The 17,828-nt window shown below is 66.8% G+C and carries 19 protein-coding genes and 3 tRNA genes; 6 read left to right on the forward strand and 16 right to left on the reverse strand.

The genetic code is table 11. From position 1 onward, the window contains the following. Positions 1–44 precede the first annotated feature (44 nt). From ccmB to SAOR_RS00110, 10 genes are all read right to left on the reverse strand, one after another. Entirely contained in the window at positions 45–713 is a 669-nt protein-coding gene (gene ccmB, locus SAOR_RS00065) for a heme exporter protein CcmB (protein WP_123629689.1), read from the reverse strand. Further along, entirely contained in the window at positions 707–1,336 is a 630-nt protein-coding gene (ccmA, locus tag SAOR_RS00070) for a cytochrome c biogenesis heme-transporting ATPase CcmA (protein ID WP_123629690.1), read from the reverse strand. The genes ccmB and ccmA overlap by 7 nt, the downstream gene beginning before the upstream one ends. Before the next feature lie 37 nt (positions 1,337–1,373). Next, a tRNA-Leu gene (locus SAOR_RS00075) sits at positions 1,374–1,460 on the reverse strand. Between the two features lie 64 nt (positions 1,461–1,524). After that, positions 1,525–1,598: transfer RNA gene (locus tag SAOR_RS00080), tRNA-Cys, on the reverse strand. Between the two features lie 87 nt (positions 1,599–1,685). Next, positions 1,686–1,760 (reverse strand) — tRNA-Gly (locus tag SAOR_RS00085). A gap of 70 nt (positions 1,761–1,830) precedes the next feature. After that, positions 1,831–2,382, reverse strand: a complete 552-nt coding sequence (pgsA, locus tag SAOR_RS00090) for a CDP-diacylglycerol--glycerol-3-phosphate 3-phosphatidyltransferase (protein WP_123629691.1) — start codon at positions 2,380–2,382, stop codon at positions 1,831–1,833. 33 nt (positions 2,383–2,415) lie between these two features. Next, the gene (gene uvrC, locus SAOR_RS00095) at positions 2,416–4,242 is read right to left on the reverse strand and encodes an excinuclease ABC subunit UvrC (RefSeq protein ID WP_123591683.1); all 1,827 of its coding nucleotides are present in this window, start codon (positions 4,240–4,242) and stop codon (positions 2,416–2,418) included. 16 nt (positions 4,243–4,258) lie between these two features. Then, complete coding sequence (locus SAOR_RS00100; protein ID WP_425472082.1) at positions 4,259–4,918, reverse strand: uracil-DNA glycosylase; 660 nt, start codon at positions 4,916–4,918, stop codon at positions 4,259–4,261. Positions 4,919–5,035: 117 nt separating this feature from the next. Further along, positions 5,036–5,515, reverse strand: a complete 480-nt coding sequence (gene rraA / locus SAOR_RS00105) for a ribonuclease E activity regulator RraA (protein WP_123629692.1) — start codon at positions 5,513–5,515, stop codon at positions 5,036–5,038. A gap of 27 nt (positions 5,516–5,542) precedes the next feature. Further along, the gene (locus tag SAOR_RS00110) at positions 5,543–6,046 is read right to left on the reverse strand and encodes a disulfide bond formation protein B (protein ID WP_123629693.1); all 504 of its coding nucleotides are present in this window, start codon (positions 6,044–6,046) and stop codon (positions 5,543–5,545) included. Positions 6,047–6,245: 199 nt separating this feature from the next. Here SAOR_RS00110 and SAOR_RS00115 point away from each other — a divergent pair, with 199 nt between their 5' ends. After that, on the forward strand, positions 6,246–7,376 hold the full coding sequence (locus SAOR_RS00115) for an aldo/keto reductase (RefSeq protein WP_123629694.1): 1,131 nt from the start codon (positions 6,246–6,248) through the stop codon (positions 7,374–7,376). A gap of 146 nt (positions 7,377–7,522) precedes the next feature. Here the strand turns inward: SAOR_RS00115 and SAOR_RS17245 are convergent, their stop codons facing one another. Together SAOR_RS17245 and SAOR_RS00125 are read right to left on the reverse strand one after the other, a co-directional pair. Further along, the gene (locus tag SAOR_RS17245) at positions 7,523–8,263 is read right to left on the reverse strand and encodes a thiol-disulfide oxidoreductase DCC family protein (protein WP_342782546.1); all 741 of its coding nucleotides are present in this window, start codon (positions 8,261–8,263) and stop codon (positions 7,523–7,525) included. A 306-nt stretch (positions 8,264–8,569) separates the two neighbouring features. Beyond that, on the reverse strand, positions 8,570–9,961 hold the full coding sequence (locus SAOR_RS00125) for a class II fumarate hydratase (protein WP_123629695.1): 1,392 nt from the start codon (positions 9,959–9,961) through the stop codon (positions 8,570–8,572). Positions 9,962–10,107: 146 nt separating this feature from the next. Between SAOR_RS00125 and purB the strand changes: the two genes are divergently transcribed. Together purB and SAOR_RS00135 are read left to right on the forward strand one after the other, a co-directional pair. Continuing rightward, complete coding sequence (gene purB, locus SAOR_RS00130) at positions 10,108–11,496, forward strand: adenylosuccinate lyase (RefSeq protein ID WP_123629696.1); 1,389 nt, start codon at positions 10,108–10,110, stop codon at positions 11,494–11,496. A gap of 4 nt (positions 11,497–11,500) precedes the next feature. Next, the gene (locus SAOR_RS00135) at positions 11,501–12,118 is read left to right on the forward strand and encodes a nitroreductase family protein (protein ID WP_123629697.1); all 618 of its coding nucleotides are present in this window, start codon (positions 11,501–11,503) and stop codon (positions 12,116–12,118) included. A gap of 129 nt (positions 12,119–12,247) precedes the next feature. Here the strand turns inward: SAOR_RS00135 and SAOR_RS00140 are convergent, their stop codons facing one another. Then, positions 12,248–12,688: an acyl-CoA thioesterase gene (locus SAOR_RS00140; RefSeq protein ID WP_123629698.1), complete on the reverse strand. Its 441-nt coding sequence runs from the start codon at positions 12,686–12,688 to the stop codon at positions 12,248–12,250. 121 nt (positions 12,689–12,809) lie between these two features. On the opposite strand from SAOR_RS00140, the gene SAOR_RS00145 reads away from it, so the two are divergent. Genes SAOR_RS00145 through SAOR_RS00155 form a run of 3 tightly spaced genes read left to right on the forward strand, consistent with a single transcriptional unit; the run spans position 12,810 to position 16,402 of the window. Next, on the forward strand, positions 12,810–13,430 hold the full coding sequence (locus tag SAOR_RS00145) for a TetR/AcrR family transcriptional regulator (protein WP_245965342.1): 621 nt from the start codon (positions 12,810–12,812) through the stop codon (positions 13,428–13,430). A 22-nt stretch (positions 13,431–13,452) separates the two neighbouring features. Next, positions 13,453–15,915: an acyl-CoA dehydrogenase gene (locus SAOR_RS00150; RefSeq protein ID WP_123629699.1), complete on the forward strand. Its 2,463-nt coding sequence runs from the start codon at positions 13,453–13,455 to the stop codon at positions 15,913–15,915. Positions 15,916–15,970: 55 nt separating this feature from the next. Next, positions 15,971–16,402 carry a DUF3293 domain-containing protein gene (locus SAOR_RS00155; protein ID WP_123629700.1) on the forward strand — a complete coding sequence of 144 codons (432 nt, stop codon included), beginning with the start codon at positions 15,971–15,973 and terminating at the stop codon, positions 16,400–16,402. Here the strand turns inward: SAOR_RS00155 and SAOR_RS00160 are convergent. From SAOR_RS00160 to SAOR_RS00170, 3 genes are all read right to left on the reverse strand, one after another. Next, positions 16,399–16,695, reverse strand: coding sequence for an Rdx family protein (locus SAOR_RS00160; protein WP_221179817.1), 297 nt, complete (start codon positions 16,693–16,695; stop codon positions 16,399–16,401). The genes SAOR_RS00155 and SAOR_RS00160 overlap by 4 nt on opposite strands. Next, the gene (locus SAOR_RS00165; protein ID WP_123629701.1) at positions 16,688–17,137 is read right to left on the reverse strand and encodes an acyl-CoA thioesterase; all 450 of its coding nucleotides are present in this window, start codon (positions 17,135–17,137) and stop codon (positions 16,688–16,690) included. The genes SAOR_RS00160 and SAOR_RS00165 overlap by 8 nt, the downstream gene beginning before the upstream one ends. 97 nt (positions 17,138–17,234) lie before the next feature. Next, complete coding sequence (locus SAOR_RS00170; RefSeq protein WP_123629702.1) at positions 17,235–17,687, reverse strand: DUF3015 family protein; 453 nt, start codon at positions 17,685–17,687, stop codon at positions 17,235–17,237. Positions 17,688–17,828: the final 141 nt, after the last annotated feature.

The raw sequence follows: 17,828 nt of genomic DNA on the forward strand, positions 1-17,828 counted from the left end.
CGCGCACCCAGTGGCTACTGACAACGCAAACAGGCACTTGATCCCTATTCCAGACTGATTTTCAGTGCCGCCGCGATCGCCCAGGGCGCCGCGGTCACACCGAGCGCGAGCAGCGCGCCCAGCAGATAGAGCGCGCCGGCCGCCGGCAATCCGATGATCGCGGCCTGCATCGCGCCCGCGCCGAAGATCAGCACCGGCACGTAAAGCGGGAAGATCAGCAGACTCAACAGCAGGCCCGCGCGCGGCAGGCTCAGCGTCAGCGCCGTACCGATGCCGCCCACGAGCCCCAGCGTCGGCGTGCCCAGCAGCAAGCTCAGCATGATAACGCCTACCGCATGGGCCGGCACCCCCAGCAGCAGCACCAGCAGCGGCGAGGCCACCACGAATATCAGCCCGCTGGCGATCCAGTAGGCCGTGACCTTGGCCAGCGCGATCACGGCCAGCGGCTCCGGCGAGAGCAGATACTGCTCGAGCGTGCCGTCCTCGTAATCCGGCCGGAACAGCCGTTGCAGCGACAGCAGCGCGGCGAGCAGCACCGCCATCCATATCAGCGCCGGCGACACGGCCACGAGTATCGCGCCCTCCGCCCGGGTGCCCAGCGGAAACAGAGCCACCACCAGCACGAAGAACAGCAGGTGATGCACGAGCACGCCGCGCTGGCGAAACGCCAGCAGCAGATCGCGCCGCAGTACCGCCCAGAAGACCCCTAGCATGCCGGCAGCGTGACCTCGCGGAGGGTGACCGTCGGCAGATCCAGTCGCTCGTGAGTGGTGAACAGGGCGAGACCGCCGCCGCGCACATGGGCGGCGATGCGCTCGCACAGCACCGCGCGCGCATCCACGTCCAGCGCCGAGGCCGGCTCGTCGAGCAGCCACAACGGTGCATCCGTCAGCCACAGCCGGGCCAGCGACACGCGTCGGCGCTGACCGGCCGACAGTCGCTCGCAGCTGCGATGCGCGATCCGTTTCAGGCCGAGGTCGGCGAGTATCGAGCGGATCTGCTCCTCGCTCGCCGGGCGCCCCGCAACGCGCATCAACAGATCGAGATTCTCCACCGGCGTCAACGCGCCGTTGAGCGCATTGTCATGGCTGATGAAGCACAGGCGTTCGTGGAGCGTGGCGGGCTCACCGTCGGCGCCGGCCGGCTCCTGCCAGCGGATCGTGCCCTCGAGTGGCCGGTACAGTCCGGCGACGGTGCGCAACAGGGTCGTCTTGCCACTGCCGTTCTCCCCCAGGACCCGGGCGACCTCGCCTTCGCAAAGCGTCAGATCGAGACGGGCGAACAGCGCCTTCTCGCCGCGACCGCAGGACAGATTGTCGATCTCGAGTCGCGGCATGGGCGGATGTGGTCGGCTGGCAGGCGTGGCGCGCTGATGGTGCCCGGAGCCGGACTCGAACCGGCACGGCCTTGCGGCCAAGGGATTTTAAGTCCCATGCGTCTACCCATTTCGCCATCCGGGCGCGAGCGCCGGATTCTAGCAGTTCATCCGACCGCAACGGGGCACTGCGGGACGAGCAACGGGGATGGAGGCCAGGCCCGGAATCGAACCGAGGTACGCGGCTTTGCAGGCCGCTGCATCACCACTCTGCCACCTGGCCGGCGACGGTCCGGCGGCTTGCGCGCAGCGGCCGGACCCCGATAAAGAAAAACCCCGACCGTTCGGCCGAGGTTTCGGCTTGTTCAGTTGGAGCGGGAAACGAGATTCGAACTCGCGACCCCAACCTTGGCAAGGTTGTGCTCTACCACTGAGCTATTCCCGCTCATCGAGAGTGCGTATTGTAGGCACAGCGCGATGGGTGTCAACCCATTTTCCACGCTGGTATTGATCGATTATCGCTCCATGCTCAGACGCGGCCAGGCCTGGCGCAGATACTCGATCATGGACCAGAGCGTCAGCGCGGCGGAGATCACCAGCAACACGACGCCGACGCCGTAGACGATCCCCTGCTCGGTCAGCTGGAACAGCATGCAGAAGATCGCGGCCATCTGGATCGCGGTCTTGTATTTGCCCAGCGAACCGACCGCCACCACGCCGCGTTCGCCGAGCTCGGCCATCCATTCGCGCAGCGCCGACACGGTCAGTTCGCGCCCGACGGTGACCGCGGCGGGCAACGCCACGTAATAGTGCGGATCTCGATACACGAGGATGACCAGCACGGCGCACACGATGAGTTTGTCCGCCACCGGGTCCAGGAACGCGCCGAAGGCGGACGTCTGGTTCCAGCGCCGGGCCAGATGGCCGTCCAGCCAGTCCGTCGCCAGGGCGACACCGAACAGGATCGCCGCGGCGATGTTAAACCCGGACATGGGTACGAACATCAGCCCGACGACGAACGGGATCAGCACGAGCCGGAAGAGCGTCAGCCAGATCGGGAGGTTCAAGAGCGTCTCCTCGGGGCCCATAACGACCCTGCGTCAGGCCGTGTCGTGAAAATGATCGTAGATACGCTGGGCCATTCTCGCACTGATCCCGTCCACGCGTGCGAGTTCCGCCACACCGGCCCGCGCAACCTGCCGCGGGCCGCCGAATGTCTGCAGCAGTTTCTTGCGGCGCTTCGGTCCCAGACCCTCCACGTCATCGAGCATCGAGCCGCTGCGCGCCTTACCCCGCTGGCCGCGGTGCGCGGCGATCGCGAAACGATGCGCCTCGTCACGGATCTGCTGGATGAGATGCAGTGCCGGAGAGTCCGCCGGCAGTATAAGAGGGGCGTTGTCGCCCGGCAAAAACAGCTGTTCCAGACCGGGCTTGCGTGTCGCCCCCTTGGCGACGCCGAGCAGCTGCACGCCCTCGATTCCGAGCTCTGCCAGCGTCTCCCGGGCCACGGCGAGCTGCCCTTTACCGCCGTCGATCAGCAGCAGATCCGGCAACGGCGCCTCGCCGCTCCTGACCCGCTTGAAGCGTCGCGTCAGTGCCTGCCGCATCGCCGCATAGTCGTCGCCGGGTTCGATGCCGTCGATGTTGAAGCGCCGATAAGCGGACTTGTTCGGCGCCCCGCCTTCGAAGACCACGCAGGAGGCCACGGCCCGTTCGCCGCGCGTATGGCTGATGTCGAAGCAGGCCATCTGCATGGGCGGCGTCTCCAGCCCCAGAGCATCGGCCAGGGCCGCAAGACGCTTTTCCACGCCCGCGCGGCTCGCCAGCTGCGCGGACAGCGTCTGCTCGAGCGTCGCGCGCGTGTTGTCCAGCCAGCGGCGGCGCTCGCCGCGCACCCGGGGCTTGAACGCGACCTTGCGGCCGGCGCGCTGCGACAGGCTTTCGGCGAGCCAGGCATCGTCGCTCGGCAAGGGGTCGATCAGCAGTTCCGGCGGCGGCCGCCGGTCGAGGTAATACTGGCTGACAAAGGCGGCCATCATGTCCGCCACCTCGGTTCCGGCCGGCGCGTTCGGGAAGAAGCTGCGGTGGCCCAGATTGATGCCGCCGCGCACCGTGACCACGACGACCGCCGCCACGCCGCCGTCGATGGCCGCACAGAGGATGTCGAAATCGCCCTGCCCGCCGACTGTCTGGCTCTGGGACTGCAGTCGGCGCAGCGCCGCGATCTTCTCGCGCAGATGGGCGGCGGTCTCGAAATCGAGCGCTGCGCTCGCGGCCTCCATGTCACCGACCAGCCGATCGATCAGCTTTTCGTTGCGCCCTTGCAGCAGCTCGACCGCATCCCGCACATCCCGGGCATAGTCTTCCTGGCTGATGTAGCCGACACAGGGCGCGGTACAGCGCTTGATCTGATACTGCAGACACGGCCGCGTGCGATTCTCGAAGAAGCTGTCGCGGCAGTTGCGCAGCTTGAACAGCCGCATGAGCGTGTCCTGCGTCTGGCGCACGGCCCCCGAACTGGGGAACGGCCCGAAGTAGTGCCCTTCGCGCTTCTGTGCGCCGCGATGATAGACCACCCGCGGGAAATCGTTGTCGCCGGTGATCAGCAGATAGGGATAGCTCTTGTCGTCCCGGAGATAGACGTTGTAGCGCGGTCGATGCCGCTTGATCAGCGTCGACTCCAGCAGCAGCGCCTCGTCCTCGGTATGCGTGATGGTGACCTCGATATCGGCCACTTGATCGAGCATCGACTCGGTCTTGGCGTTGCCGGAGGCGCGGAGAAAATAGCTGGAAACGCGCTTCTTGAGGTTCTTCGCCTTGCCGACGTAAAGCACGGTGCCCTCGGCGTCGTACATGCGATACACGCCGGGCCGCTGGGTCAGCTGGCGCACATAGCGATTGGGGTCAAAACCGGTGTCCGTGGTCATGCGTGCATGATGGCGTCTATCGATCTGCGGGCAAGCCCTGTCCGTCGACCAGTTGCCGCGCCCGCGCGAACACGGCTGCGAACATCGCCGGCGTGAGTCGGCCGGTATTCGTGTTGTAGCGGCTGCAGTGATAGGAGTCGAGCAGTACGCGTTCACCCGGCAGCGAGTGTTCGGCGGCATGGCCGAAGGGATGACTCGCCTGGCGCAGCTCCAGCGCCCGAATCACCGCCTTGTGTGCCAGACCGCCAAGCGCGAGCAGCACCCGCGGGCGCCGCATCTCCGCGGCCAGAAAGTGGTTGCACTGATTGATCTCGGCCGCGACCGGGCGATTGCCCGGCGGCAGACACCGCACTGCGTTGGTCAGCCGACAGTCGCGCAGCGTCAGGCCGTCGCCGGGCCCGCGCGAGCACGGCGCCGACGCGAAGCCATGCGCGTGCAGAGCCGGGTACAACAGATCGCCGGCGCCATCACCGGTGAACGGCCGTCCGCTCGCATTCGCACCGTGCAGACCCGGTGCGAGGCCGACGATCAGCAGTGCCGCGTCCCCCGGGCCGAAGCCGGGCACGGGCGCGGCATGGTGGTCCGGGTGGTCCCGACGCACGCGCTCGCGCAACGCCGCCAGCCGCGGGCAGCGGCCGCAGTCCGACGGCGGCTCGGGCGGCGCCTCCACGGTCACACGGCGGCGGGCTGCGGCCCGACCGTGCCCCGAGGCCGGCGAGCGATGGCCTTCGCCCTCACTGCAGCGAACCGTCCTGTGCGGCTGATTTGACGGAAACGCCGACCGTCGAATCGTTCAGAGCGAGAGCTCCGATTCGGACACGACCACCCCGTCCAGATCGGCGTAGATCCAGTCGCCGGGCATGAAGGACACACCGGCGAATCGTATCGGCGCGTCGCGCTCGCCCTGATTCTTCTTGTACGACTTCTTCGGATGCGCGTTCAGCGCCTTCACCGCCACGCCCATCTGCGAAATATCGGCCGAATCGCGGATGCAGCCGTAGACTAGGATACCCGCCCAATCGTTGTCGATCGCCAGCTGCGCGAGGTTGTCGCCGAGCAGCGCACAGCGCTCGGAGCCGCCGCCGTCGACCACCAGCACCCGGCCTTCCCCGGGCTCCTCGAGGGCGGCGCGCACGAGCGAATTGTCCTCGAAGCATTTGATCGTGCTGATGGGGCCGGCGAAGTCCAACGCGCCGCCGAAGTCGGTGAAGATCGGGTCGGCGATCTGCAGCTTGTCGCTGAACTCGTCGCAGAGATCGGTTATGGGCGTCATGGTCGGGCTCTCCTTGAAAGTCGCGAATCAGTCATGGTGGCCGCGTCGCGTACCGAGGCCGAACACGCCGGCCAGCGTCCACAGCGACAGGCCGAGAAAACACAGCAGGGTCCAGGCCGGCAGGCTGACGCCCAGGAAGGCGCCCTCGACCGTCGCGCAGCTGGCATCGCCGCGCAGGATCGTGGCGAGCACCTCGGTGAGGGGCATCACATCGACCAGGTAGTCGAGCCCGGGCCCGCAGGCCGGCACCTGATCGGCCGGCAGATGCAGCAGCCATACGTGTCGCGCCGCGATCGCCGCGCCGGCCAGGGCCGACAGCGTCGCCAGCACCGCATATACGCGGTGCCCCACCGGCCCCGGCCCGTGCAGCAGACCGATCAGGCAGAAAACCGCCACGCCGGCCATCGCCACGCGCTGGAACATGCACAGCGGGCACGGCTCCAGACCCAGCGCATATTCGAGATAGTAGGCAAAAGCCAGAGCCAGCGCCGGCAGCGCGAAGCCGACGAGGAAGAATCCGCGTGTCGTCATGCGCGGATCATCCCATAGCCTCCGGGCACCCACAACGCACGGAGCCGCGAAGAGCGCCACACGGGCCGGTGAATGCAGCGGCGCGGCTTGACCGACCGCCGGCCTCTCGGCAGACCGGCGCGCTGTTTTGCCGGCCTGGCCACGGCATCGGTATGGCCATCCACGTTAAATTGGTGTCGTCACCCTACCGAGACCCGTCATGATCGATCGCCGTCGTTTTCTACAGAACGCCGCCATTGCGGCGGCCGCGACCGTCAGCGCGCCTCTTTCCGCGGCCCGCCGCAGCGACGACAGCGGATCGGGCGCCACATACGAACCCGACACCCTGCCGGCCAATCCCGAGGATGCCGCGCGCTACCGGCCGCCTTACAAGCTCGGCGCCGGCACAACCCAGCTCGGCAATATCTTCAAGATCACGCCCGACGCCCAGGCCGAGGCCATGCTCGAAGCCCAGTGGCAGACGGGCGTGCGCTATTTCGACACCTCGCCCTGGTACGGCCTGGGCCTGAGCGAGCGCCGCCTCGGGCATTTTCTCGACGACAAGAACCCGGACGACTACGTGCTCTCGACCAAGGTCGGCCGCCTGCTGATCCCCGACGCCTCGGTGGATTCGGTCGGCAACTGGAAGGGCGATCTCAACTTCGACTACCGCTACGACTACACCGCCGCCGGCGTGCGCCGCTCGGTCGAGGACAGCCTGCAGCGTCTGGGCGTGCCGAAGATCGATATCGTCTATATCCACGATCTCGCGCCCAGCAACACCGACTTCGACGACTGGCGCGAACAGCTCCAGATCGCGATCGACGGCGCCATGCCGGAGCTCACCCGCATGCGCGAGGAAGGCATGATCAAGGCTTGGGGCATGGGCGTGAACGATATCGAGCCGGCGGTGGCCGCCCTCGACGCCGCCGACCCGGACGTGATCCTGCAGGCCACCGAATACTCGCTGGTCAAGCACGAGGACGCGCTCGATCGCCTGTTCCCGCGCGTGCGCGAAAAGAACGCCTCGGTGGTGATCGGCGCGCCCTACAACGCCGGCTTTCTTGCCGGCGTCGACCGCTGGCACTACGGCGGCGAGATGCCCGAAGGCGTGATGGCCAAGCGCGACCGTCTGCGCGCCGTCGCCAAGGCGCACGACGTGGACCTGCGCACCGCGGCGCTGCAGTTCACGGCCGCGCCGGACGTCGTGAGCGCGACCATTCCGGGCGCGCGCAACGCCGAGCAGGCGCGCGAGAACGCGGCCTCAATGCGGGCGTCGATTCCCGCAGCGTTCTGGGACGAACTCAAGAGCGAGGGCCTTATCGCCGAGAGCGCGCCGACACCGAGCTGAGCCGCGCTGCCCGGCCCCGGTGCTGCGCCTGGCGCGGGTCGCGCTGTAGCGAGCAGCCGCGACGCGCTCGGCCCATGCGCGTTTCCCCGAGCGGGCGCGGCGGCGTCATCGAACACGCGAACGGAGAGCGCACCGCTCGGCGGGTCTCAGTGCCGGCCGTCGTCGCCCAGAAACCGCCCGGGATGATCCGGCGGCGGCGAGACACAGCAGGCGTGGCGCCCGAACAGCCGATATCGGCGGCGCGCGATCCGGTCGTAGATCCAGTCCCGCAGCGGCCGCGGCACCACGCGGAGCATCACCAGCGCCTTCCACGGCCAGCCGAGGCCGGCCACGACCCGCAGGAACGCCTCGCTCTTGCCATAGACCGCGCGCGCCTCGACGACCAGCAGCGTATCGAAGGTTGTGGTCGGCAGGCCGAAATGTCGCAGGACCGCCTGCCCCGCATCCGACTGCATCGGCGCCAGCCTGAACCGACGATCACCGTCGTGCCGGATGATGAACCGAGCCCAGCCGTTGCAGAGACGGCAGACACCATCGAACAAAACCAGCCGCTCGCCGTCCGCAAGGACGGCGGGCCGCCGCGCCGCCGACCGAAACGGCCGGCTCATGGCCGCGGCCACCTTAAACGGCATGCGGCCTCGAGCCCAGCGGCGATGGCACCCTGACGCGGATCGCTCGGCCAAGTGCCCCGCCCTCGCCCTGTGCCGGACGGCCGAACGATCGATGGCGACCGCCACCGGGGCACGCGCGTCCCTCGAACCTGTGTGATTGCAAGGGTCCGAACCGTCACGTACCGCGACCTGTCGGCCTCCTCCAAGGACCAGCGGTTCGTGCGCACGGGGCCACCCCGCCCGCGATCCGGCCGTGGCGTAGCGCGCCGTCCGCATCGAACCGCAACGCCGGAACCGCCCTGGTCACACGTCAACCGCACCGGTCTCAACCCCGCGTAACGTCTCGGACGATCCTGCACGAGCCGAGCGCGCACCGACCGGGCTGCGGGCGATAGAGGCGCCGAATCGCACATCCACGGCGTCGACGCCGGCCGCGCTCGCCTCGCACCGTCGTAACGGCATCCCTCGGGTTCGCGGGCCGATGGCGCGACCGTGACCGCTCGTCGAGCCGAGTCGGCGCAAGTCAGCGCCCGGGGCCCGCCGAAACGGGCCCCGTACGTAGATACGCGGTATCGAAACGGCTCACTTCTTGATGCCGCCCTCGGTCAGGTCCTTGGGATCGAGCAGCCGATCGAGTTCCGCCTCGCTGAGATCACTCTGCTCCATGGCCAGCTCCTTGACCGGACGGCCCTCCTTGTAGGCCTGCTTGGCGATGGCGGCCCCCTTGTCGTAACCGATCACCGCGTTCAGCGCCGTGACCAGAATCGGGTTCTTGGACAGCGCATCGTCCAGGTTGGCCTCGTTGACCGTGAACCCGACGATGGCCTTGTCGGCCATCACGCGGCTGGTGTTGGCCATGAGCTCGATGGACTGCAGGAGGTTGTAGGCGATCACCGGCAGCATCACGTTGAGCTGGAAATTGCCGGACTGGCCGGCCACGGTGATGGTGGTGTCGTTGCCGATCACCTGCGCGGCCACCATCGCGGCGGATTCGGGGATCACCGGATTGACCTTGCCGGGCATGATGCTCGAGCCCGGCTGCAGCGCGGGCAGCTGAATCTCGCCGAGCCCGGCGAGCGGGCCGGAATTCATCCAACGCAGGTCGTTGGCGATCTTCATCATCGACACGGCGATGGTCTTGAGCTGGCCGGACAGCTCCACCGCGGCGTCTTGCGAGGACAGGCTTTCGAAGTAATCGTGGCTGGCGTGGAAATCGCAGCCGCTCGCCCGGCTGATGGCCCGCGCGAAGCGTTCGCCAAATTCCGGATGCGCGTTGATGCCCGTGCCCACGGCCGTGCCGCCCTGGGCGAGCCCGCGGACCCGGGTCAGCGCGGACTCGACGCGGGCGATGCCGGATTCGATCTGGGCGGCCCACCCGCCGAGCTCCTGGTCGAAGCGCACGGGCATGGCGTCCATGAGATGCGTCCGCCCGGTCTTGACCACCTCGGCGAGCTCGTCGCCCTTGCGGTGCAGCGTGTCGCGCATGTGCCGCAGCGCCGGCAACAGGCGCTTTTCGCTCTCGATCACCGCGGCCACGTGGATCGAGGTCGGAATCACGTCGTTGGACGACTGGCCCATGTTGACGTGATCGTTGGGGTGGACGGTCTGGCCGGCGGCTTCGGTCGCGAGATGGGCGACCACCTCGTTGGTGTTCATGTTGGTCGAGGTGCCGGAACCGGTCTGGAAGATGTCGACCGGGAACTGATCGTCGTGGCGCCCCGCCGCGACCGCGGTCGCCGCCTCGATGATGGCCTCGGCGACGGCCTTGTCCAGCAGCCCCAGATCGCGGTTGACCTCGGCCGCACTGGCCTTGATCAGCCCGAGGGCGTTGATCATGGCGCGCGGCGCGCGCAGATCGGAGATCGGGAAGTTGTCGACGGCCCGCTGCGACTGCGCGCCCCAGAGCGCGTTCTTCGGGACCTTGAGCTCGCCCATGCTGTCTTTTTCGATCCGGTAGTCGTCGTTCGCCGCCATCAATCGCTCCGTTGCAAGCCTGTGTCTTTCAGCCCGTGCCGCCCGACGCGCGTCGGGCCGGCGGCAGTGCGATGCGCACCGCAGACCGTGTCGATTCGGTAGAATCGCGGATTCTATCACCCGCTCGATTCACCGGATGCGTGCCCATGGCGATGCAACTGACCGCGCTGTCTGCGATTTCCCCCATCGACGGCCGCTACGCCGACAAGACCTGGGATCTGCGCGAGATCTGTAGCGAATACGGGCTCATCCGCTATCGTCTGATCGTGGAGATCCGCTGGCTGCAGGCGCTGGCCGCCGAACCCGATATCCCGGACGTCGGCCCGTTCTCCGAGCAGGCCGACGCGTTTCTCGAACGCCTCATCGCCGACTTCGACATCAACGAGGGGCAGCAGGTCAAGGCGATCGAGGACACCACGAATCACGACGTGAAAGCGGTCGAGTACTACCTGCGCAACAAGATCAAGGCCGTCGACGAGATCGCCCACGTCAACGAGTTCATCCACTTCGGCTGCACCTCGGAGGACATCAACAATCTCGCCTACGCGCAGATGCTGCGTGACGCCCGCAACGACAATCTGCTGCCGGCCATCGATCGGGTGATCGCGGCCATCGGCGCGCTCGCCCACGACTACGCGGACGTCGCCATGCTCTCGCGTACGCACGGCCAGTCGGCCTCGCCGACCACGCTCGGCAAGGAGATGGCGGTCTTCGCCCAGCGTCTGGCCCGCCAGCGGGCGCTGCTCGCCGAAGTCGAGATCTTCGGCAAGATGAACGGTGCGGTGGGCAACTACAACGCCCATCTGGCGGCGTATCCGAATGCGGACTGGCCGGCGATCGCGGCCCGCTTCATCCGCGGCATGGATCTGGAGATCAGCCCGGCCACCACGCAGATCGAGCCGCACGATTTCATCGCCGAGTTCTTTCATGCCGTGATGCGCGTAAACACGGTCCTCGTCGATTTCGCGCGCGACGTCTGGGGTTATATCTCGCTCGGCTATTTCAAGCAGTCGACGGTCGAGGGCGAGATCGGCTCCTCGACCATGCCGCACAAGGTCAATCCGATCGATTTCGAGAACGCCGAGGGCAATCTCGGGCTGGCGAACGCAATCATGGACCATCTGGCCGCGAAGCTGCCGATCTCGCGCTGGCAGCGCGATCTCACCGATTCCACGGTACTGCGCAACCTCGGCGTCGGGCTGGCCCACGGCGGCGTCGCCTATGCGTCGCTACTCAAGGGCGTCCGCAAGCTCGAGGCCAATCCCGAGCGGCTCGCGGCCGACCTGGACGCCAACTGGATCGTGCTCGCGGAGGCAGTGCAGACAGTGATGCGCGTGCGCGGCATCAGCGGCGCCTACGAACAGCTCAAGGCGCTGACCCGCGGCAAGGTGATCGACGCCGACGCCATGCACACGTTCATCGACGGCCTCGACATCCCCGCCGATGACAAGGCGCGACTGCGCGCCATGCGCCCCCAGGACTACGTCGGCAACGCCCCGGCGCAGGCGCGGGCGGCACCCGGCGGCGCGGTCTGAGCCGGTGGACGTCTTTGAGGCCATCGCCACCCGGCGCTCGGTGCGCCATTTCGACCCCGCGCACCGCATGAGCGACGACGAGATCGACACGCTCATGAGCCACATCCTGCTGTCGCCGACCGCATTCAACATCCAGAACTGGCGTTTCGTGGCCGTGCAGGACCCGGCGCTGCGCGCCGAGATCCGCAAGGCGGCCTGGGATCAGGCCCAGGTCACCGAGGCGTCACTGTTGCTGGTGATGTGTCTGGATCTCAAGAGCTGGGCGAAATCGCCCGAGCGCTACTGGCGGCACGCGCCGGCGCAGGTCAGCGAGTCGATGGTGCGCGAGATCCGGCATTTCTATCGCGACGACGAGATGCTGCAGCGCGACGAGGGCATGCGCTCCTGCGGCATGGCCGCCCAGACCGCCATGCTGGCCGCACGGGGCATGGGATACGACTCCTGTCCGATGGACGGCTTCGACTTCAAGCGGGTCGGCCATCTGATCAACCTGCCGCCGGATCACCGGATCTGCATGATGATCACCTTCGGCAAGGCGCAGGCGGCCGCGCATCCGCGCAGCGGCCAGCTCGATCTGTCCGAGGTGTTCGTGCGCGACCGCTTCACCGAAAGCGAGCGCTGAACTCCGCGCACGTAGCGCTGATGGCATGAGCCCCGCTGTCTAAATCACCTCGACCGCCCTTTTGCCATCACCGCATGGCGAGCCCTGCGCGGCCGCGGTGCGGCGTCTGTACGGCCGCGCTGCACCCGGTTACTCCTCCGGGGGCACGTGCTCGAGCGTCCGGATGCGTTCGCGCACCGTCTCGGGCACGCGCATGCTCGTCTGCGCACCGAAATCGAACCACACCACCACGGTGTCGTAGACCGCGATGACGTCGTCGGTCTCGGCGTAGAACAGGCACTGCTCTAGCTCGAAGCTGGCGCGGCCGATGCGCTTGACGCGGGTGCCGATCTCGACATCCGCGGGAAAACGCAGCTGTTGACGAAAGCTGCAGCGCAGATCGGCCAGGAGCGGGCCGTCGCTGATCTGGGTGTCGCCGTCGTCGGCGATCGTATGCATATAGTCGATGCGTCCGTCCTCCGAATAACGATAGAAGACGGTGTTGTTGACGTGGCCCAGGCTGTCCATCTCGCCCCACTTCACCTTGATGGCGACGTAGTGCGCGTAATCGGAACGCGTCGGTTGGCGCATGTGGTTTCTTCCTTCCAGCTGTGCGGTTCCATACGGCGCCGTATTGACACGGCCCGGCAACTCGACGACATTATACGGAAGTCCAATTGTGCAGTGCGCAATGCCGAAGCCTCAGAAAACGATGCTCACCAGCCGGGACTGGGCCGAAGCCGCCCTCGATGCGATCGGCCAGCGCGGCGTCGAGGGCGTGGCCGTCGAGCCGATCGCGCGCGATCTGGGTGTGACCAAGGGGAGCTTCTACTGGCATTTCGCCAACCGTGAAGCCTTGCTCGTGGCCGCGCTTCAACTCTGGGAGGCGCGAGAGACCGACGATGTGCTAGAGCGGGTCCGACAGGAGACCGATCCTCGCGCGCGCATCCAGCGCCTGATCACCGAGGTCAACGCCTCCCGTCGCGCCAGCCGTATTCACACCGCCCTGTCGAGCGCGACCAAGCCCGGTTTCGTGCGCGATTACGTCGAACGCGTGTCCAAGCGCCGCCTCGATTTCATCCAGGATTGCTATGCCGGCCTCGGCCTCGGGGCTGAAACCGCGCGCCGCTGGGCGCTGATGACGTTCTCGGTGTTTCTCGGCGCGCTGCAGATCCGGCGCGACCTGCCGGGTGAATGGCCGGCCGCCGACGAGCCCGCCTTCGGCGATTACGTGAAGTTTCTAATGGTCACGCTCGTCCCGCCCGGTCTGGACGGTGACGACGCGGCCACGACCGACGCGGCGCCCGCTGGCGCAGCGGCCCGCGACGGTTGAGTCTTTTACTACGGAGGTTCCCATGACAGCTCTGTTATCGATACTGGTCGCGATCGCGGCTGCCTGGACGCTGGCCTACCTCGGCGTCTCGCTGATGGTCTGGAGCGCAGCGGTCGTCATCTACTTCGCCGCGCTGGCGGCGGTGGGCGCGATCGGCTGGGTCGGGCTTCTGATCGCGGCCGTGGTCTTCGCGCCGCTGCTGATCCTGTTCAACAGTACCCCGCTGCGGCGTCGCTTTGCGTCCAAACCCATATTCAAGGGTTTCAAGGCCGTACTGCCGCCGATGTCGGACACCGAGCGCGAAGCGCTCGAAGCCGGCAGCACCTGGTGGGAAACGGAAATGTTCCGCGGCAAGCCGGACTGGCAGTACCTGCTGGATTTCAAGCGCACCCAGCTCACCGAGGCCGAGCAGTCGTTTCTCGACAACGAGACGGAAACGCTCTGCGGCATGCTCGACGAGTGGGAGATCAGCGCCGAACTAAAGGACATCCCGCAGGAAGCCTGGGAATACATCCGCGCGCACAAGTTCTTCGCCATGCTTATTCCCAAGGCCCATGGCGGCCTGGGATTCTCCGCGGTTGCGCAGTCCACCGTGGTCGCCAAGATCGCCTCGCGCTCGCTGACCACCGCGGTCACGGTGATGGTGCCGAACTCGCTGGGCCCGGGCGAACTGCTCGTGCATTACGGCACCAAGGAACAACAGGACAAATGGCTGCCGGGCCTGGCCGACGGCAGCCAGATCCCCTGCTTCGGCCTGACCGGCCCCGAAGTCGGCTCCGACGCCGGCGCGCTGCCGGACACCGGCATCGTCTGCCGCGGCGAGTACAACGGCGAGGAGGTGCTGGGCATGAAGCTCACATTCTCCAAGCGCTGGATCACGCTGGCCCCGGTGGCGACGGTCATCGGCCTGGCCTTCAAGCTCTATGACCCCGACGGCCTGCTGGGCGACCCGGACACGACCGACTACGGCATCACCTGTGCGCTCATCTCGGCCGACGAGCCGGGGGTGGAAATCGGCCGCCGCCACTCACCGGGCGCCTTCATGAACGGGCCGATCTACGGCAAGGACGTATTCGTGCCGCTGGATGCGATCATCGGCGGGCAGGAGAAGGCCGGCGGCGGCTGGCGCATGCTGGTCGAGTGCCTGTCGGCCGGCCGCGGCATCTCGCTGCCGGCGCTGTCCTCGGCCGCCTCGAAGACGGCCTATCGCATGACCGGCGCCTTCGGTCGCATCCGGCGCCAGTTCAAGGTGCCGGTGGGCAAGTTCGAGGGCGTGCAGGAAGCCACCGCGCGCATCGGTGGCCTCAACTACAAGATGGAGGCTGCGCGCATCTTCACCGCCAGCGGCGTCGATCAGTGCACGCCGGCGGTGGTCACGGCCATGGCCAAATACCACATGACCGAATGGATGCGCCAGATCGTCAACGACGCCATGGACGTACACGGCGGGCGCGGCATCCAGCAGGGGCCACGCAACTATCTGTTCTCCTCCTATCAGTCGATCCCGATCGCGATCACGGTTGAGGGCGCGAACATCCTGACCCGCAGCCTGATGATCTTCGGTCAGGGCGCGATCCGCTGCCATCCCTACGTCTTCCCCGAGATGGAGGCGGCGCGCAACGACGATCTCGAGGAATTCGACACCCTGCTCTGGTCGCATGTGGGCCACTCGGTCAACCGGGCCGCGCGCACGCTCACCTTCGGCCTGTCCGGGGCGGTGACCGCCAAGGCGCCCGTATCGGGCGTGGCCGCGCCCTACTATCGTCAGCTGGAGCGCTTCTCCTCGGCGCTGGCGATCTGTTCGGACATCACGATGGGCATGCTCGGCGGCGAACTGAAGCGCAAGGAACTGCTCTCCGCCCGCCTGGGCGACGTACTGTCCGAGCTCTACTTCGGCTCGGCGACGCTGAAGTTCTTCTATGACGAGGGCGAAAAGGACGAAGACATCGAGCACCTGCACTACGTCATGCAGGACTGCCTGCACAAGATCGAACAGGCATTCGACGGCTTCTTCCGCAATTTCCCCAACCGATTCGTCGGCGGCGCGATGCGCGTGCTCGTCTTCCCAACCGGTCGGCATCACAAGGGACCGAGTGATCGCCTGATCAACACGATCGGCGACGCCATCCTCGAGCCGTCGAGCTTCCGTGATCGTCTGACCGCGAACATCTATCTCGGGACCGACGAGCACAGCGCGACGGGCCGCATGGAAAAGGCCTTCGACAAGCTGATCGAGGTCGAGCCGGCCTTCGAGAAGTTCGCCAAGGCGGTCGGCAAGGGCGAGGCCGAAGGCTTCACCGTGGACGAGCAGCTGACCAGTGCGGTGGCGGCCGGCGTGCTCACGGACGCCGAGGCGCGCCAGGTCAAGGAATACGACGACCTGCGCTACGACGCGATCCTCACCGACGCGTTCAGCAAGGAATATCTTGCCGATCCCGTCAATCACCGCCACGAGGACCATCGCATGGAATCGCGGGTCGCCTGAGACGCGTCCTGCTTTTCCCACAAGACCCCGGGCCACGGCCCGGGGCTTATCACGCATGGACTCATCGCTCGAAACCGCCTTTACCACGACCCGCTACTGCATTGCGCACGAGGGCGATCGCTGCGTGATCCGAATCGGCGAACCCACGCCCGCGCGACTGGCAGGCTGGGTGCGCCGATATGCCGGCAGCGGCCGGGCATGGCTGATCACCGCCTGCAATCCCGGTGCCGCGATTCTCGATACAGATCGCAACCGCGGACGAACTGAGTTTCTGCACCACTGGGTTGCCACGCGCGCCACAGCGTGGCTTTCGAGCGTCAACGAGGCCGCGGACGGCCGCTGGCCGGACGAGCCCGGCGTGCTCGCTGCGGGCATTGAGGAAGGTCTGATGCGTGCCCTGGCACGGCGACTGGGGCAACTGGCCATCGTGCAGGTGCCAGCTACGGCACCGGTGTCGTTACTCTGGCTGCATGAAGCGCCGGCCTAGCGCTCCGAATGTCCGAGATCACGCGACGGTGTCAGGCGATCGCGGATCTGCTGCTTGATCGGTTTGGGCTCCGGAAAACCGCCGTCGCGCTCACGCGAGTGCAGACACTCGCCGTCGAGCCGGATCTCGAAGGTGCCGGGTGATGCCGGCACGAGCGCGACTTCGCCAAGGGTGTCGCCGAAGGTCGTGAGCAGTTCTTGCGCCATCCAAGCGGCACGCGCCAGCCAGCGACAGCCCGGGCAGTAGCGGATCTCCACCCGCGGCGCGTGGATGGCTGCCGGCGCCTCAGCCACCGGCTTCTGCGACCGGTCGATAGGCGTCGACGAAACGCTGCGGCATACGCTTCGGCCGACCGTTCGACAGACCGACCGTCACGTACTGGGTCCGCGCTCGCAGCAGTGTGCGGCCATCGCCCACGCGACGAATCTGAAACGCGCGCCACATGGTCAGTCGGCCGTCATTGTCCACGATCCAGGTCGCCACCTGCAGCCTGTCGCCAAGTTCGGCGGGCAGCAGGTAGTCGAGCTCGTGGCGGCGGACCACGCAGGCGGCATCAAGGGCCTGATAGGTCGCCCAGTCCAGGCCGAGCGCTTCGGTGTGCGCCCAGGCGGCCTGTTCCAGAAAACGCAGATAGACCGCGTTGTTAACGTGCTGCAGCCGGTCGATGTCAGCCGCCTCAACGTCGATTTCGATATGGAACGGGACTTCGATGTCCCAGCGATCGCTTCGCGGCATCGTGCGCTCGTCTGCGGCAGGATCACGCGCCCACATCCAGTGGGCGCAGCGGACGCGGCCGATGCGCCATGCATCGGCCGGCCGGAGACAACGGCGATCAGCTCGCCGTGCCGCTCGCAGCGACCTTCATGTCCGGCGGCGTGCCGACCGCATCGTACAGACGCGTCAGCCACTGCTCGGCATCCGCTTCACCGGAAAACAGGGACTGATAGTTGGCCTGCATCTCGGACTGAAAGGCGTCCGTATCGTCGGCATGCATCAGATAGGCGAGCGTCTCCAGATGTTCACCCTGGCCGCGGGCGGCCTCGCGCTGCAGCATCGCCATCTGAGACCCCACAAATTCGCGACGCGCCGCGTGCGTGCGCGCATCGACGTCGTTGGCGGTATCGGTGGTCACCGCACTCGTGCCCTCGACCGCGTTCGTCGTGGCGTCGGCGATACGCGCCGAACCGTCGACGATGGTGTCCGAAGTGATCGTGATCTGAGAGCAGCCGGCAAGAGCGCCGCCGGCCAGAACGAGAACGCCCAGACGAAGAACGTTGGACCGCATGGGGTACTCCCTGATTGGTGTAATGCATTGTCATTAAAGCGCGTATCACGATTCTGCGCAAGCTTGCACACGTACCTGGCAGCTTGAACACGTGCGATAGGACCCCACTATCATTCAAGTGGCGAACTCAAGTCACCGGCT

This window comes from Salinisphaera orenii subsp. orenii MK-B5 (genome assembly GCF_003788635.1).
Lineage (GTDB): Bacteria > Pseudomonadota > Gammaproteobacteria > Nevskiales > Salinisphaeraceae > Salinisphaera > Salinisphaera orenii.